We start from the raw sequence: 16,057 nt of genomic DNA on the forward strand, positions 1-16,057 counted from the left end.
GCGTCGCTTTCGCGGCCAAGGGTTTTGGTCTCATCTTCGTTCCTTCGTCACTACGATGAGACCAAAACCCTCCTCTAAACGGAACCCTCAATCTGTCTCAAAGGCGCTGACGGCGGACAACATGACTTTCGAAATCCCGAGACGCACAACCACGTCGTCGCGCGGCTCCAGAGCCAGGTTCAGGGACGGAAGGACGTCGTTGTAGCGGTGGGTGCGCTCCACCAGCCTTGTGCCGACCATGCCGGCTGCACGGGTCTTGGTCGTGGCGTATCGGACGCCAGCATTGCCTCTCAGGCGCATGTCGAGAATGGCCGTGTCGAAGTCCATCTGGACATATCCGGAGGCGTCATCCTCACTGATGTCGCGCCGCGCGCTGCGCTGGTTGTCACTGCTGACCCGGAAGTCTCCGTAGGCGTTGATGCAGTTGCACTGGATGTCGAGCATCGAGACCAGCTTGTCGATGTCTGGCGCTAGCCAGACGCGCGGTGTTCCGGCCGGCATGTTCATGTTCCGGCCGAGACCCGTCACGAGACGCGAGATACTGGCTGTCGTGACGCCGGCGGGAAGCGGAACGGCTCCCTCCACCAGGCCATTGATGGTGTTGCGTCGCCATTCGGTGCTGTGGAAGTCATAGGCCTTGACCAGAAAGCCCGCCTTCAGCTTCAGCGCATCACTGATCTCGAACGCTCCGTCCAGCCGGGCGCTTGCCAGGCGGTTGGCGGTCTTGTTGGGTCGCAGACGAATATAGGACTGATCCCCCAGCGCATTGCTTGAAGTGAAAATCCACTGACCTGGATCGGTAACATCGAAATTGTAGCCGAGGTTCGGCAGGCGCTCATTGCCGGAAAAATCGTAGGAATAGCCGTCAACATCATAACGGTCCAAGGACAGGGTTGTCTGAACCGGATTGTCCTGGATCGAATTTGACGCGCCGATCGCACCGCTAAAGCTCAAGCGATCCGACAGCTGATGCCCGAAATCGAAGGTCACCTGGGTGAATTCGCTGGTCAGGACGTCGTGGCGGCTTTCGGCGCGGACATCGACATCGTCGAGCGTCGCCGAGATCATCTGGTTCTTGTTATCAAAGACGGCCCGGGTGACATCCATCCCCTTCCGGGTCAGATAGGCCTCAAGATAGTCCTCGCGGCGCTCTCCTTCGGTATAGGCATGGAGAACATTGAGGCTGAACAGCGTACCGTCCCGGGGCGCCCACTGCAGGGCCCCGGTCGCGCCCAAGCGCTTGGAGCTGTAGTCCAGGCGCTCATAGCGCGGAATGCGCGGGTGCCAGGATGCGTTGACGGGGCTGTAGACGCCGGCCGGCGTGTTGCAGGGCCCCGGGCTTTCGAAACATCCGCCGGAATTGCCAGCAATACTGGGATTTTCCCACCGTCCGCTGCCGGCCCCCTCCTCCCGCACCTGACGATCGCTGTAAGCGACGGAAAACAGCGCTCCGAGCCGGCTATCGAACCAGGTGTCGCTGATCAGGAACGAGCCGCGCGGATCGCTGCTGCGTGATAGGTCATTGTAGCCCTGCTGCAGGCTGCCGACTGCCGTAAAGCCCTGGTAGTCGAAGGGGCGAGCGGGTCGCAAATCAACCGTGGCGCCCAGGGAGCCTTCCTCGACCTCGGCGGCCAGGGATTTTCGGACCGTAACGCGATTGAAGAGCTCCGAGGCGAAAACCTGGAAGTCAAAGCCCCGGCCGCGATTGGAGCCGCCCGAGCCGCCGCCGGTGTCCTTGCCGCCCGTGGTCGCCAGCGCTTCGAGCCCATTGATCCGCACACGAGTGAATTCCGACGACAAGCCGCGCACCGTTATGGAGCGGCCCTCGCCGGCGTCCCGGTCGATGGCGACGCCGGGCAAGCGCTGCAGCGCTTCAGCCAGGTTCAGATCCGGAAAGTCGGCGACGTCTTCGGCGCTAATGACCTCGGCTATATCGGTTTCGGACCTCTTGATCGCCAGGGCCCGGGCCAGGCTGGCGCGATAGCCATTGACCGTAATGGCCGCGACCGCGGACTCTGGCGCGCAGGCGACCTGACCGGCAACAGACGGCGCCGTCGACGCAACCGGCGTCACAGAACAGGTGGAATTCATCGCCAAAGCGAGCGCCTGCGCGACACCGATCATTTCTTATCCCCCGGCCGCGCTCCATGAGGATACGTAGCACTTCTCTCAGGCGGCTCGTCCCAGCTCCAGGGTTTCCCCCAGATGACATAACCGCAGTATCCGTCTTCAATCGCCGAGACCTCTAGCAACCCGCCTTACGCTTGTCGCCTGCAAGGCGGCGGGATTTTTAGTGCGGCAGGGCCAACGCGCCTGGCGATCGGCTTCCAGGCGGGATCTCTGAAGCATCAAACCCCGATAAAAGGCCGCCCGAACCGGCGCTTGCTGGTGGTGCAGGCGTTTGGCGCTCACATAATCCACTCCGGACGGCGACGACGGGCGATCTTCTGGGGGCTCTCGCAGAGCGCCAGAAGCGCCTTGCCCCAGACCTGCGGATCTTCGACGAAAGCACCCAGCCCGAGCTTCGCCGCTGCATGGGCGAAGCGGGCCGCCGCCATGTGCGCGAGACATTCGATTGGCCCGTCGTGGCGCCGCAATATGCGGCGCTGGGAGCTGAGCTGGGCGCGATTCGCACAGCTTCAGAGGCGCATCATCCGCAGGCTCCGCAACCCGTCACGGGCGACCCTTTCCGCGATTTCGCCGACTTTGCCACCCAGATCCTGCAGGCCGACTGAGCACCATCTTTCCGCCCCCAATAGCGCTGGGCACTGTCCAGTGGTCACCACCACCTGGCATGAGCACGTTCACGACTGCAGCTTGGTCTTGGGCTAAAATGGACTGCCGGACCTCGAAGAAAAACTCGTCGGCGGACTCAAACTCCCTGACTCGGTAGGGTTGGTCCAGAATCAGGCAAATGTCGTACTTGGCGGCGACGATGGGGAAGGCGCTTGAGGCCGCTAGAAGTAGATCCTCGGGATCCAATCCGTCTCTCATACCGGCCAGGAGCCTGACCGCGCCGAGGGCATGGGTTAGCTCGTGAAACAGATCTTTGGTTAAAGCTTGGCTGTGCCGGCGTGTGCCCAAGACGTGGAGGCAGTTGATGATGGCGTAAACGCCACATAGGGCGTCGAGATCACCTTGCTTGGCAGCCCGCATCAGAACTCCTCCGCCAACATGACGGTCAGCACGCGCGTGCAGCTGTTCGCGTTGGCTGGATCCACACCTGCCCCGAACGTTGTTTCGTAGTAATCGATTTTCCAAAACAGGCGCTGGTCCGCGACGACCACGCTACCAAAGTCATGCTCACTGTAAGGATCGCTTGAGTTGTCGAACTGATCGATCTCCGCGATGGCTTTGAGCGCCTCCATGACTGCGGGCTTGCCCATCCCGAGAAGGCTGCGGCTTTAGTAAGATGCGTCCACCGATATGACGCTGGCGCAGTTGGTCGTTGAGCACGCAGATGCGTACCCGCCTTTCGGCAGTCATGGCGTTTCTCCAGGTTTTGAAAGCGGACAACGGCGTCGGGAGGACAGGCGCTGGATGCGTCGTCGGAGGCCGTGCAATGATGCCAGCGCCAAACCACAGCGCAGATGCATCAATAATCCAAAATACCACTAACCGGTTGTTTTTGCAACATATATTGAAATGGGGGCTGCGCTTGGGGCCACTGGGCAGTATTTCGCCTTAGTTCGCTTGAACGCCGGCGCGCCTTATGGCCGCCCTTATGGCTAAGTCGCCAAATGGCTAAAAACATGAGTTAAATCAATGGAGAATGGCGCGCCCGGAACGATTCGAACGTCCGACCCTCAGATTCGTAGTTTTGGTGAAAGTTGTTATATTTCAATAGGTTGTAGATCTTGAGCTGTAACCGAAATGCATAGGACCCACACCAGGGCCTCATGAGTTACAGATCGTGCAGACCAGTGAACCGGCAATCTCCGCCTTTGGGACGGACGCCAATGGCGAACTTGAACCGTTGCGGAACTTGGCCATGTCCGTTCAAGGTTAAGAATGAAGATCGCCAAGCTCGCCGTTCCGATATTCGTTGTCGCCCTCGCGGGGTGCGATAAGCCGCAAGCGACGAGCTGTGCGCCCATCTCTTCATCGGACGCCCAAGCTATGGCGCTAAAGGCAAAGAGCGCAATGCTGTCGCGTTCCACAGAGGCGGATCAGCGGACGTTCGGCAGCGACAAGGTCGAAGAGGTTCGGACCGGGGCAGAAGGCTATGCGGCAAAGGTAACCTTCGCTGGTTTGGGCGGCGCGCGCCTTACCGCCCTTATCGAAGACGACTGTTACGTCGGCTGGACAGAAAGTCGCCCTGCTGCCGGGGGCGGCTGACCCCGTTGCTGACCTTCAGGGAATAAGGCTTGATGGCCGTCATGGATGTGGAAAGCGCAGCGCGCGGCCTCGTGGCCGCAGGCCAACTTGCGAGGTTGTCCCCGCAAACCCAAGCTCGGATGACCGAATGGGATCCCGATAGCGTTGAGCCCAGCCTCTGGGCCAATGCAGCATTTCGGCAGATCGGACGGGCGATTGCTTCGAAGCGAAATCCAATCGCCGACAAGGATTTGAAGCGCCTCTTCGCGGAGATCGAGCGCCTTCTCCGCTCCACCGATGAGCATGTTTCAAATGCCGTGGCGACTGACCTGTTGGAGGAAATCTGGCGAGCGACGCACCATAGTGGTTTTGATTTCTCAACGGTGAACCCGCATCTGGGCGGTGAGGCTCGACGCTATCTCCTTCGTTGGGACGAGTTCAATCGTACAACGACGCCAGGTCTAAAGGCGAAATAGCCGTCCCCTCCCATCCCTCTCAGTCCCTCGGAACGTCCGCTCCCAGGCGATGACATCCAGGGTCCTCGTCTGGCACAAGCGCCATTCCACCTTCGACGTCTTCCATCATCGGCGGCCATTTGAGCGATCGGGCGCTGGCGATGCTGACTAAGAGCCTCAGACTACTAGATTTTCGCCAAGCGACTGTTTTCCATACTCATTATCTTCAGAAATCACGAAACCACCTCAGATTTACAGGTCGGTTTACAGCGGTTACAGCCGCACGCGGATGAATTTCCGCCGAGCGAAAATCCATAAGTCCTTGATTCTTCTGGAAGAAAATGGCGCGCCCGGAACGATTCGAACGTCCGACCCTCAGATTCGTAGTTTTGGTGAAAGTTATTATATTTCAATAGCTTGAAAACTTAGAGCTGTAACCAAAACGCATAGACCCCACACCAAGGCCTCATGAGTTACAGATCGTGCAGGCCAAGAACATTCACATGCAATCGCCAAAATAGCTGCATACTGTCGGAAGCGCGGAGAACCAAGTCGCGGCAGCCATCAGTAAGGCGTAGGGGGCCGTCAAAAGTCCTCGGGACCGCCTCCCTATTGGCATCATCCAAAGGCCGAGGACGCCGATCGCGACGCCCGTGATGACGAAAAGCAATTCGGCTTCTTGCGAATGCCACGGGCTCTTGTGTTCAAGAAAGAGAAGCCCTTGAACAAGTGCAAACGGCCCTAACGTCAGCAGTCCGAACGCTGTCAAAGTGGCGGCGAGCCGTGATCTTTGGACCATTTTTCAAACACTCCTTGCAGCAGCGAAGCTAGCGCGGCCTGGAGGTGATGTCTCCACTCCACCCCGAACCGCTTTTGGAAACGCCCTCTTCCGGACCTCCCGAGGAGTGGATGTGGATAAAGTGCGAAGCAAGGCCCACCCCTTAAGAGCCCAAGATTACCCGGCATCACTCAGAGCATTGTTTTATTTAAATAATATCGAACACGACCGCCAAACAACCCGCCGTTTACAGCTCGGTTTACAGCGGTTACAGCCGTGTACGGATAAATTCCCGTCGAGCGGAAATCTGCAACTCTCTGATTTTCTTGAAGAAAATGGCGCGCCCGGAACGATTCGAACGTCCGACCCTCAGATTCGTAGTCTGATGCTCTATCCAGCTGAGCTACGGGCGCGCATTGCCTTTCGGCGAGGCGGGGGAGATAGCCCGTCCGATTGCGGGGCGCAAGCGTCGTTTGGCCGATATCGAGAAAAGTTTTCACCAAGCGTCGCCGCGCCGATGGGCGCCTTTCGCGTGGAATGGGGCGGGGCGAGGCTTTCGGGGACCAGCAGCGTCGCCGGGACGTGACAGGCACGGTGGTTTGTTGTCCATGGACAGCTCGCCGGCGGCGGCTTGGCCGTCGTCGTTCTTCCCTACGGAACCTGTTCGCATGCGTCGCCTGATCCTCGTTTCCCTGCTTGCCCTTTCCGCCTGCGCCCAGATGCCCGGCGCCTCGACCATGGCCACGGCCCGGCCCGTCGCCGCGGCTCCAGCAGCGGCGACCACGCCGCGCGGCTTTGTCGCCGCCGCCAATCCGCTGGCCACCGAGGCGGGGCTGCGGGTGCTGCGCGACGGCGGGAGTGCGGTCGACGCGGCGGTGGCGATCCAGGCCGTGCTGAGCCTGGTCGAGCCGCAGAGTTCTGGCCTCGGCGGCGGGGCGTTCCTGACCTATTACGACGCCAGGACCGGCAAGGTGACCGCCTATGACGGTCGCGAGAAGGCCCCCCACGGCGCGGCGCCGGACATGTTCATGGGTCTGGAAGGCAAGCCACTGTCTTTCGGCACCGCCGTGCTGTCGGGCCGCGCGACCGGCGTGCCGGGCGTGGTGGCCATGCTGGCCCAAACCCAGAAGGAGCACGGGAGCGCCAGATGGAGCACCCTGTTCAGGGATGCCGAACGGTTGGCGACCGACGGCTTCACGGTCAGCCCGCGCATGGCCGGCATGGTCAACAGCCCGCGCATTCTCCAGGGGCACACACCGGACGCCAAGGCCTATTTCACCAGGCCCGATGGCCAGCGCTACCAGGCGGGCGACGTGCTGAAGAACCCGGCCTATGCCGCCACCCTCAAGCGCCTGGCCGCCGAGGGGCCGAGCGCCCTCTACGAAGGCCCGATCGCCCAGGCCATCGTCGACAAGGTGCGTGAGGGCGCGCTGCCGGGCAGCATCACCCTGGCTGACCTGAAGACCTACCGCCCGCGCTCGGCCGACGCCCTTTGCCGGCCGTGGAAGGTCTATACGGTCTGCGTGCCCAATCCGTCGTCGAGCGGCGTGGCGGTGCTGCAGGCGCTGATGATGCTGGAGCATACCGACATCGCCAAGCTTGGCCCCAAGGACCCGGCTGCCTGGGCGATCCTGGCCGAGGCCGAGCGGGTGATGTACGCCGACCGCGATCGCTATGTCGCTGATCCTTCGTTCGTGAAGGTGCCGGTCGAGGGCTTGCTGGATCCAGCCTATGTCGCCGAGCGCGCCAGGCTGATCAAGGACGTGGCCGGGCCGGCGCCGAAGTTTGGCCTGCCCAAGGGCGCGCCCGTCGTTGGGATCGACGCCACCCGCGAGCCCAGCGGCACCAGCCATTTCGTCGTCATGGACCCGGCCGGCAATGTCGTATCGATGACGACCACGGTCGAGAGCATCTTCGGCTCGGGCCGCATGGTCGGCGGCTTCTTCCTCAACAACCAGATGACCGATTTCAGCTTCTCGCCGGTCGAGAAGGACGGCGCCCCGGCCGCCAACGCGGTGGCGGCGGGCAAGCGTCCGCGCTCTTCGATGACGCCGCTGATCGTGCTGGACGACAAGGGCAGGTTCCTGGCCGCCGTGGGCTCGCCGGGCGGCAACGCCATACTGTCGTATAATCTGAAGGCCATGGTCGGGCTGTTCTACTGGAACCTGACCATGCAGGAGGCGATCAACCTGCCCAACATGGTGGCGCGCGGCGAGAACTTCTCTGGCGACGCCGAGTTGTTCGGCCCCGACATGGTGGCAGCGCTTAATGCCCGCGGCGTGACGGTCAAGACCGGCCAGAACGAGACCTCGGGCCTGCACGGCGTGATCGTCCGTTCGGGTGGAGTTCTGGAGGGCGGCGCCGATCCGCGTCGCGAGGGCGTGGCCAGGGGGCTGTAGAGCGCTGCATTGCCAAAACCTCTCCCAGAGGGAGAGGGTTTCAATCAGGCGCCCCGTTCTTGACCAACCTGGACAGACCGGCACGCTGCAGCCTCCAAGAGATGTAAGGATGAGCGAAGCGCCGGGCGCCGCTTATGGGATGGGCGGCAATATCTGCGTCCGAAAGTTAGCGGACAGACCCGGAGGCGGCGCTTGTCGATAACGCCCGCGCGAGAATTCGACCGTCGCCGTAAGCGCCGTCCAACCGGCCCGTTCGCGCCCAGTCCAGCACAGCCTCGAAATAGCCGGGTGCGTAGCCGAGCGATGTGCGACTGCCGTCATGGGCGGTCTCGAACCGGACGATGCCATGGTCGGTGTCCGGATATTCCAGCAGGGTGATCGGGCGCCCTTTGGCGGACAGGTCGATCAGTCGCCGCCGCGTGGCGGCTGGCGGCGCCCCCATGTCGTCCTCCGCCTGGACCCATAGCATTGGCGCGTCCAGGCTGCTCAGCACCGGCAGAGGGTCATAGTCCCACGACGGCCCGTTTTCGAGCTGGGAGGCCATAGCGATGATCTGTTCGTTGGGCGCGTTGAGCAGCAGGCCGGTGAACTCGCCCTTGATGTCCGCGAACCATGGTTCGGCGCGATAGCGAGCGCGAACGGCCTCCAGACCTTCGAAACCGACGGCGCCGTGCGAGGCCACGAAAGCGCCGGTGACGTCGGTGATCAGGCGCGCTTTTTCCAGGACATCGCCTCCCCAACCCTTGGCTTCGAGGTTCATAACCACTTGGTCGCTGTCCTCGGACAGGACGCCGTAAGCCAAGCCGAAGCCGATAATGACGAAATCGACGGGCGTCCGGTCGGCGGCGAGCGGCGCCACCCAACCGCCCTGGCTGGCGCCGTGCAGGCCGACCCGGCTCGCCCGGGCGCCGGCTAACCGGCGGGCCTCGACGACCGCCGCCGCAGCGTCCTCGGCGAGAATGTGGAAGTCCTGGGTGTAATGGCCCTCTGATCCGCCTGAGCCCCGCTTGGCGTAGACGAAGACGCCAACCCCCGAGGCCGGAGCGAACCGCTGGAAGGCGTTGAAGTCGAGGGCGTTCGACCCTTCCGATCCGTGTACCTCGATCATGATGGGGACGGGACCGTCGCCGGGCGGCAAGATCAGCCGACCATTGAGACGGGCTCCGGCCTGGCCGATGAAAGTCGTGTCTCGCGTATCCAGCGTCATGCGGTCGCCCCACTGGCCCTCGAAGCGGATCCGCCCCTCGCCGCAGGCTCCCAGTTGCGGTTGCGGCCCCTCAATACGATTGGTCGATCCCAGGGTGCTGACCCAGCGCCCTTCGGCGCCGAGAATCATCCGTGCGGTCGAACCGTCGAGCCGGCGCCACTTGAGGCCCTGGTTCACCAGTGGGGCGACATCCACCCAGCCGCCGTCGCCCAGACGATACACGCCGACGTGGCAAGTCAGGGTCGGATCGGGCCGGGCATCGACATCGGACCCCGGAAGTTGGGCCATGGCGGGCAGGGCGACAACGGATATGGCGATGGCCAGGGAAGCGGCAAGCCAGGATTGCGACACAGGTTTTCCGATCGAGCAGGTTGGGGTTTCGTCCAACGCCATTGCCGGTGGCGCGGCGGCTCGATAGGTCCGACTTCGCGAACGGCGCCTGGGGTGCGCGAACGGGACGACATGGACGACAAGGCGAGAAAGCACGGCGGGACGGCGGCGCTGCGGCGCTGGACGATCGACTTCTCCATGCTGGCGGGGATCGGCCTGTTGATGGGGTTCCTCGGGCCCTTCGACTCGGACGGCGCGCCTGTTGTGGGGCGCTATGTCTACTGGATGATCTGCATCGTCGGGGGCGGGCTAATCGGGATCGCGGCGGACGAAGTGTTGCGTCGACGCATCACGATACCTTGGTGGCGGGTGGCGACCGTCTCGGTGCTGATGACGCCGCCGGTGACGCTGCTGGTGCTGGTCACCCAGCATCTGACCGTAGACCAGCCGATCACTTGGCGGGCCTACGGGTGGCTGCTCTGGCAGGTGTGGCCAATCATGCTGGCGGTGATGGCCGTCCGGGCCTTGGTCTGGCGGCGCGCGCGCATCGTCGTCGAGACGCGAACCGTCATCGCCCCGCCGCTGCCCGAGGCGGAGGTGGCCTTCAGGCGGCGGCTATCGGCCAAGCGCCGCGAGGCGCGGCTGATCGCGATCGAGGCGCACGACCACTATCTGAAGGTTCATACCGAGGTGGGCGCGGAACTGATCACCGCGCGGTTCGCCGATGCGCTGAACGAACTGGCCCGGGCTCACGGCTGGCGGGTCCATCGTTCCTGGTGGGTGGCGGCCGACGCAGTAGAGGCCGTGCAGTGGCGGCGCGGCGTAGGCGAAATGCGCCTTGCCGGCGGGCTGACGGTTCCGGTGAGCCGGACCTATGGTCCGGTGTTGAAAGAGGCCGGCTGGTTCTAGAGCATTTTCCGATAAGTGTGAAACGGTTATCGGATCGAAAAATGCTCTAAACTTTTGATTTAGAGCCCTTTTCGCCCGACCCTGATGAAGCCATCAGGTCGGAAAGGGCTCTAGGTGTCCGCAAACTACCCTAAAACAGACCTTCAACCGGTCCGCTCTCCGCGCCGTCGGCCGAGTTGGGCGGGCTTAAGGCGCGGCGTTGTCGCCCGGCGCCGAGGCCAGTACGGCGGGCTCTGCTACCGGCTCGGGAATACCCGACAGCGTCAGGTCGAACACTGAGCCTCCCGGGCCGGTCTCGACGAGCACCAGGTCGCCACCGTGGCCCTGGGCCAGTTCTCGGGCGATGGCCAGGCCAAGGCCTGTGCCGCCCCGGCGCACCGAGCCGACGAAGGGCTGGAACAGGTTGGCCTGGGCGCGTTGCGGCACGCCGGGACCATCGTCGGAGAGGCGCAGGATGGACAGGCCCTCGCCGCGATGCAGCTCGACGAAGACCCGGCCCTTGCCGCCGCGATCCGGCGCGCCCTCGATAGCTTCGCGGGCGTTGCGAAGCAGGTTGGTCAGGATGCGATGCAGTTGGTCCGGGTCCGCCAGAACCTGCTCGCGCGGATCGATCACGGTTTCCAGAACCACGCCGCCGGGGGCCAGGCCGGAGTCTTCGGCGGCGGTTTCCAGGGCGGCGCGCAGGGGTGTCGGGCGGGCGACGGGCGCCGGTTCATTGGACTTGCCATAGGCCATGACGTCGGTGGCCAGGGTGATTGCGCGGTCGAGCGCTCGCTCCAGGCGCGGCAGGGCCTGGGCCACCTTGGGATCGCCCAGGGCGGCCAGACGATCAGAGGCCATCTGGGCGCTGGTCAGCATGTTGCGCAGGTCGTGATTGATCTTGGCCACCGCCTCGCCCAAGGCCGCCAGGCGGGCCTTGGAGGCCAGGGCGGTCAGCAGGTCGGTCTGCATGCGGTCGAGTTCAAGTTCGGCCCGGCCGATCTCGTCGCGGCGCTTCGATACGACGATCCGGGCTTCGGGATCGGACGGGTCGGCGCGGAACTGCTCCATGGCCCGGGTGATCCGCTGCATGGGGCGCACCAGGAAGATGTTGAGGAACAGATAGACGAAGAAGCCCGCCAAGCCGGCGACGAACACCGTGATAGCCGCCAGGCGCCAGAAATAGGCGACCAGCTGGGCCTTCAGCGGGGCGTCGGGCAGCACGACCTCGACGAACTCGGCCTTGCGGAAGCGCGGCTCGGCCATCACCCGGACCATGCTGCCGGGCGGGCTGGTCAGGGTGAAGAACGGCGCGGCCAGCCACGAGCCCGGGTTCTGGCGGCGCAGGTCGACCAGATAGGGCGTCTGCATCGGAACCTTGGGCGGCAGGACGAGGCGCCGGGCGCCGTCGACCTGGACGGCGACGGTGACCGCCCCGGCCTGATCGAACAGCTGGCCGGCCACCGGATCGCTGACCCGCAGCTCGGGATCGCTCTCGGCGATGGTCGAGGCCAGCTCGCCGGCCCGCACGCGGTCCAGCAGCCACTGCTCTTCGTAGGCCGCCAGGGTGGGCGGCAGGACCATCAGACCAGCCAGGGTGACGACAAAGGCGGTGAACAGCAGCAGGCGCGCTGACAGGCCGCGCGGCCACGGAAAACGGCGCGGGGCGGGCGGGGTCGGGTTTTCCGGCGGCGAGACCGTCTCGGTCATGAACCTGAGTTACTTCACGTGGGGCGCGGGAGCAACGCGCCCGCGTCGCCAATGGCGCCACAGCGACGGCAGAAAGGCCAGCACGCCCATGCCGATGATCGGCAAATAGATCCTCGGCGACAGCAGGGTGCCCAGCGACACGGGCTCGCCCTGGGCGAAGACATGGCCAAGGCCAGCGCCGATGCCAGCATAGACGAACGAGCTGGGGACCATGCCCAGGAATGACGCGAGCAGGAAGGTGCGCACCGGCACCCTCATCAGGCCCGAGGCGACATTGACCAGCAGCAGCGGAAAGGCCGGGATCAGGCGCAGGGTCAGCAGGTAGGAAAAGGCGTTGTCGCGAAAGCCCTCCTCGATCTTCAGCAGCAGGGGATTGCGCCAGCGCCGCAGGAAGTCGCCAAAGGCCGTGCGGCTGACCAGATAGACCACGGTCGAACCCCCCGTCGCGCCGCCCACCGCCGCCGCCCCGCCCAGGATCGGTCCAAACAGGAAGCCGCCGCTCAGCGACAGGATCAGGGCTCCGGGCAGGGAGATTGAAACGGTGGCGATATAGAGGGCGACATAGGTTGCGACGCTCAGCACCGGGTGCTCGCGAACGAAGGCCTGCAAGCCCTGGGCCCGGGCGCGGAGCTCCTCCAGCGAGATGTGTTCGGCCATCCCGCTAGCCACGGCCCAGACGAACAGCGCGACCAGCGCCGCCACGGGTCCAAAGCGTCGCAGCAAGGTCAGGGCGCGGGCGGTCGTCATGCGACGCCGACCGCGTCCTCGACGGTGGCGAAGCCGTCGGCCCGCAGTCGCCTGGCCAGATCGCGCTTGATGCGGACCACCAGGCCCGGCCCGCCATAAACCAGGGCGGAATAGAGCTGCACGGCCCGCGCGCCGGCCCGGATCTTGGCATAGGCCCCGGCCCCGTCGGCGATGCCGCCCGCGCCGATCAGGGCCGTACGCCCGGCCGCCGCCGCGTGGAAGCGCCTCAGCACCGCGGTGGAGGGTTCCAGCAGCGGCGCGCCCGACAGGCCGCCGGTCTCGCCCTTGCTCGCCGACTTCAGCGTCGCTGGGCGAGCGATGGTGGTATTGCTGACGATGATCCCGTCCAGGCCGTTGGCGACCACGGTCTCGACGATGGCCTCGATCTCGCCGTCCTCCAGATCGGGCGCGACCTTCAGGAAGATCGGATAGTCGCTGGTCGAGCCGGCCTTCAGCAGGCCTCGCGTCTCGGCCAGGCGTCCCAGCAGTTCCTCCAGCGCCGCCTTGGTCTGCAGGGCGCGCAGGCCCGGCGTGTTGGGCGAGGAGATGTTGGCGGTGAAATAGTCGGACAGCCCCCACAGACGGGTCAGGCCCGTCACATAGTCCTGGATGCGGTCGGTTGCGTCCTTGTTGGCCCCGATATTGGCCCCGACGAAACCATGGCGACCAGCGCGCTTGGCCAGCCGGTCGGCGACGACTTCGAGGCCCTCGTTATTGAAGCCCATGCGGTTGATCACCGCCTGGTCCTGGGTCAGGCGAAACAGGCGCGGACGCGGGTTGCCGTCCTGGGGCAGGGGGGTGACCGTGCCCGCCTCGACGAAGCCAAAGCCGGCGGCCAGCATGGCGTCGGGAACCTCGGCGTTCTTGTCGAAACCGGCGGCCAGGCCGACACAGCTTCCCAGATGCATGCCGGCCAGCGAAATCGACAGCATGGGATCGCCCGGCCCGCTATCGCGCGGACCCAGCCCGGCCTTCAGGCCCTTGATGGCCAGGCCATGGGCGTCTTCCGGGTCGAGAACGTGCAGCGCCCGGGCGGCGAGATCATGCAGGCTCATGCGGAGACATCGCCTAGCTGGGGCACGCCATCGGCGTCCAGTTCGAGGGATTTCTGGCTGACCACTTCGGACGGCAGCAGGGGTCGATAGAGATGCGGAAACAGCGCCCCGCCGCGCGAGGCCTCCCACTTCAGCGCCTCGCCCAGGGCCTCGGCCTCGACGCCCAGCAGCACGAGGTCGGTCTGGCCTGCGAACCACCTGGCCGCCGTCTCCTGGGCCTGGTCGGCGCCCGACAGGTGGATGAAGCCGTCTGCCAGATCGAGCGCCGAGCCTTCCAGCTGGCCGGCGGCCTGGGCGGCCTCCCATTCGACTCGGGAGAGGATCTTGTAGATCAGGGTCATTCGCCGCCTGTGCCGCCGTTTTCGGACGCGTAAAAAAGATGCTCCAGCACAGGCGGACCGCCAAAGTTCGGGCTACCTGGGCCGAACGCGAAAACCGCCGTCGTGGCAGTGGGAAAGCGACTGCGGACCTTGTTGAGGGCCACAGGTTCGGCCCCGCCCTGTAGGATCAGGCGCAGGGCCAGTTCGTGCAGGCCGGGATTGTGGCCGATGACCATCACGACGCTGACGGCGTCGCCTTCGTCCTCAAGCGCCGTGACCACTTCCCCGGGCTCGGCGTGATAGAGGTCGCGGCGGAACTCGACCCGGGCCTTGGGGAAGGCGGCCGAGGCGGCGGCGAAGGTCTCGCGGGTCCGGCGGGCGCTGGAGACCAGCACCAGATCGGGCGTCGCGCCGCTTTTGGCCAGCAGCCGGCCCATCAGAGTCGCGTCTTCGCGCCCTTTCGGGGTCAAGCCACGTTCGAAATCGCCGCCGGTCGCGGCCTGCCGTTCGGCCTGGCCGTGGCGCATGAGGATCAGACGGTCCATGCGCCCTCCATAGCCTCAGCCGGGGCCAGCCGGAAGCGGGCGGTTGACACCTTCTTCGCCAAGCGGTCCAAGGCGGGCATGGGTGACTTGGATTTGGCCCCGTCCGCGCTCAACGATGGCGGAACCTGGCGGTTTCCGGCGAGCGAACCCCTGCGCCTCGACTCGGGCGGCGTGATCGAGGGTCTTGAGGTCGCCTACCAGACCTATGGTGCGTTGAACGCCGACCGCTCCAACGCCGTCCTGATCTGCCACGCCCTGACCATGGACCAGTATGTGGCCTCGGCCCATCCAACGACGGGCAAGCCCGGCTGGTGGCCGCGTCTGGTGGGTCCCGGCAAGCCGCTGGACCCGACCCGGCATTTCATCATCTGCACCAATGTGGTCGGCGGCTGCATGGGCTCGACGGGCCCGGCCTCGATCAATCCCGCGACCGGCAAGCCGTGGGCGCTGTCGTTCCCGGTGATCACCATCGCCGACATGGTCCGCGCCCAGGCGATGCTGGTGAAGGCGTTGGGCGTCGAGACCCTGTTCGCGGTGGTCGGCGGCTCGATGGGCGGCATGCAGGTGCAGCAATGGGCGGTGGATTATCCCGACCGGCTGGCCAGCGCCGTGATCATCGCTTCCGCCTCAAGGCATTCGGCCCAGAACATCGCCTTCCACGAGGTGGGGCGCCAGGCGATCATGGCCGACCCCGACTGGCGCGGCGGCGCCTATGCCGACCAGGGAGCCCGGCCTGAAAAGGGTCTGGCCGTCGCGCGGATGGCCGCCCATATCACCTATCTGTCCGAGCCGGCGCTGCAGCGAAAGTTCGGCCGCGAGCTGCAACGCGATGGCCTGTCCTGGGGCTTCGACGCCGACTTCCAGGTGGAGAGCTATCTGCGCCACCAGGGGGCCAGCTTCGTCGACCGGTTCGACGCCAACAGCTATCTCTACATCACCCGGGCCATGGACTATTTCGACATCGCCGCCAGCCATGGCGGCGTGCTGGCCAACGCCTTCACCCAGGCGCGCCACATGCGCTTCTGCGTGCTCAGCTTCACCAGCGACTGGCTGTATCCCACCGCCGAGAACCGCCACATCGTGCGGGCCCTGACCGCCGCCGGCTGCCGCGTGGCCTTCGTCGAGATCGAGAGCGACAAGGGTCATGACGCCTTCCTGCTGGACGAGCCGGTGATGGACTCGGCCCTGACTGGCTTCCTGGGTTCGGTGGAACGCGAACGGGGGCTGGCGTGAGGAGCATGACGCAGATCCTCCCCCTGACGGGGGAGGTGTCGGCGAAGCCGGCGGAGGGGGAAGTCATGGCCAA

At 64.8% G+C, this 16,057-nt stretch carries 14 protein-coding genes and 1 tRNA gene; 6 read left to right on the forward strand and 9 right to left on the reverse strand.

Annotation, left to right across the window (positions count from 1 at the left end):
• Positions 1–87: 87 nt before the first annotated feature.
• Positions 88–2,124 (reverse strand): TonB-dependent receptor, encoded by a 2,037-nt coding sequence (locus ACP69S_RS01865; RefSeq protein WP_425994309.1) that lies wholly within the window; start codon positions 2,122–2,124, stop codon positions 88–90.
• A 410-nt stretch (positions 2,125–2,534) separates the two neighbouring features.
• On the opposite strand from ACP69S_RS01865, the gene ACP69S_RS01870 reads away from it, so the two are divergent.
• Positions 2,535–2,735: a hypothetical protein gene (locus ACP69S_RS01870; protein WP_425994311.1), complete on the forward strand. Its 201-nt coding sequence runs from the start codon at positions 2,535–2,537 to the stop codon at positions 2,733–2,735.
• Positions 2,736–3,155: 420 nt separating this feature from the next.
• On the opposite strand, the gene ACP69S_RS01875 is transcribed toward ACP69S_RS01870, so the two are convergent.
• Positions 3,156–3,386, reverse strand: coding sequence for a DUF3768 domain-containing protein (locus ACP69S_RS01875; RefSeq protein WP_425994313.1), 231 nt, complete (start codon positions 3,384–3,386; stop codon positions 3,156–3,158).
• A 625-nt stretch (positions 3,387–4,011) separates the two neighbouring features.
• Between ACP69S_RS01875 and ACP69S_RS01880 the strand changes: the two genes are divergently transcribed.
• The gene (locus ACP69S_RS01880; protein WP_425994316.1) at positions 4,012–4,338 is read left to right on the forward strand and encodes a hypothetical protein; all 327 of its coding nucleotides are present in this window, start codon (positions 4,012–4,014) and stop codon (positions 4,336–4,338) included.
• 32 nt (positions 4,339–4,370) lie between these two features.
• Positions 4,371–4,793 (forward strand): hypothetical protein, encoded by a 423-nt coding sequence (locus ACP69S_RS01885; RefSeq protein WP_425994318.1) that lies wholly within the window; start codon positions 4,371–4,373, stop codon positions 4,791–4,793.
• Positions 4,794–5,886: 1,093 nt separating this feature from the next.
• Here ACP69S_RS01885 and ACP69S_RS01890 read toward each other — a convergent pair.
• A tRNA-Arg gene (locus ACP69S_RS01890) sits at positions 5,887–5,963 on the reverse strand.
• Positions 5,964–6,218: 255 nt separating this feature from the next.
• On the opposite strand from ACP69S_RS01890, the gene ggt reads away from it, so the two are divergent.
• Positions 6,219–7,949 carry a gamma-glutamyltransferase gene (gene ggt / locus ACP69S_RS01895; protein ID WP_425994320.1) on the forward strand — a complete coding sequence of 577 codons (1,731 nt, stop codon included), beginning with the start codon at positions 6,219–6,221 and terminating at the stop codon, positions 7,947–7,949.
• A gap of 166 nt (positions 7,950–8,115) precedes the next feature.
• Here the strand turns inward: ggt and ACP69S_RS01900 are convergent, their stop codons facing one another.
• Positions 8,116–9,507 (reverse strand): alpha/beta hydrolase family protein, encoded by a 1,392-nt coding sequence (locus ACP69S_RS01900; protein ID WP_425994322.1) that lies wholly within the window; start codon positions 9,505–9,507, stop codon positions 8,116–8,118.
• Positions 9,508–9,618: 111 nt separating this feature from the next.
• Here ACP69S_RS01900 and ACP69S_RS01905 point away from each other — a divergent pair, with 111 nt between their 5' ends.
• Positions 9,619–10,395 (forward strand): LytTR family DNA-binding domain-containing protein, encoded by a 777-nt coding sequence (locus tag ACP69S_RS01905; RefSeq protein WP_425994325.1) that lies wholly within the window; start codon positions 9,619–9,621, stop codon positions 10,393–10,395.
• Positions 10,396–10,581: 186 nt separating this feature from the next.
• Here ACP69S_RS01905 and ACP69S_RS01910 read toward each other — a convergent pair whose 3' ends face one another.
• From ACP69S_RS01910 to ACP69S_RS01930, 5 genes are read right to left on the reverse strand one after another with little or no spacing between them, the layout of a single operon-like run.
• Positions 10,582–12,084, reverse strand: coding sequence for a sensor histidine kinase (locus ACP69S_RS01910; protein WP_425994328.1), 1,503 nt, complete (start codon positions 12,082–12,084; stop codon positions 10,582–10,584).
• Between the two features lie 9 nt (positions 12,085–12,093).
• On the reverse strand, positions 12,094–12,831 hold the full coding sequence (locus ACP69S_RS01915; RefSeq protein ID WP_425994330.1) for a TVP38/TMEM64 family protein: 738 nt from the start codon (positions 12,829–12,831) through the stop codon (positions 12,094–12,096).
• Positions 12,828–13,886 carry a quinone-dependent dihydroorotate dehydrogenase gene (locus ACP69S_RS01920; protein ID WP_425994332.1) on the reverse strand — a complete coding sequence of 353 codons (1,059 nt, stop codon included), beginning with the start codon at positions 13,884–13,886 and terminating at the stop codon, positions 12,828–12,830. The genes ACP69S_RS01915 and ACP69S_RS01920 overlap by 4 nt, the downstream gene beginning before the upstream one ends.
• On the reverse strand, positions 13,883–14,227 hold the full coding sequence (locus ACP69S_RS01925; protein ID WP_425994334.1) for a DUF952 domain-containing protein: 345 nt from the start codon (positions 14,225–14,227) through the stop codon (positions 13,883–13,885). The genes ACP69S_RS01920 and ACP69S_RS01925 overlap by 4 nt, the downstream gene beginning before the upstream one ends.
• Positions 14,224–14,751, reverse strand: coding sequence for a SixA phosphatase family protein (locus tag ACP69S_RS01930; protein WP_425994337.1), 528 nt, complete (start codon positions 14,749–14,751; stop codon positions 14,224–14,226). The genes ACP69S_RS01925 and ACP69S_RS01930 overlap by 4 nt, the downstream gene beginning before the upstream one ends.
• A 78-nt stretch (positions 14,752–14,829) precedes the next feature.
• Here ACP69S_RS01930 and metX point away from each other — a divergent pair, with 78 nt between their 5' ends.
• Positions 14,830–15,984: a homoserine O-acetyltransferase MetX gene (gene metX, locus ACP69S_RS01935; protein ID WP_425994339.1), complete on the forward strand. Its 1,155-nt coding sequence runs from the start codon at positions 14,830–14,832 to the stop codon at positions 15,982–15,984.
• Positions 15,985–16,057: the final 73 nt, after the last annotated feature.

This window comes from Caulobacter sp. DWR1-3-2b1, assembly GCF_049895765.1.
Lineage (GTDB): Bacteria > Pseudomonadota > Alphaproteobacteria > Caulobacterales > Caulobacteraceae > Caulobacter.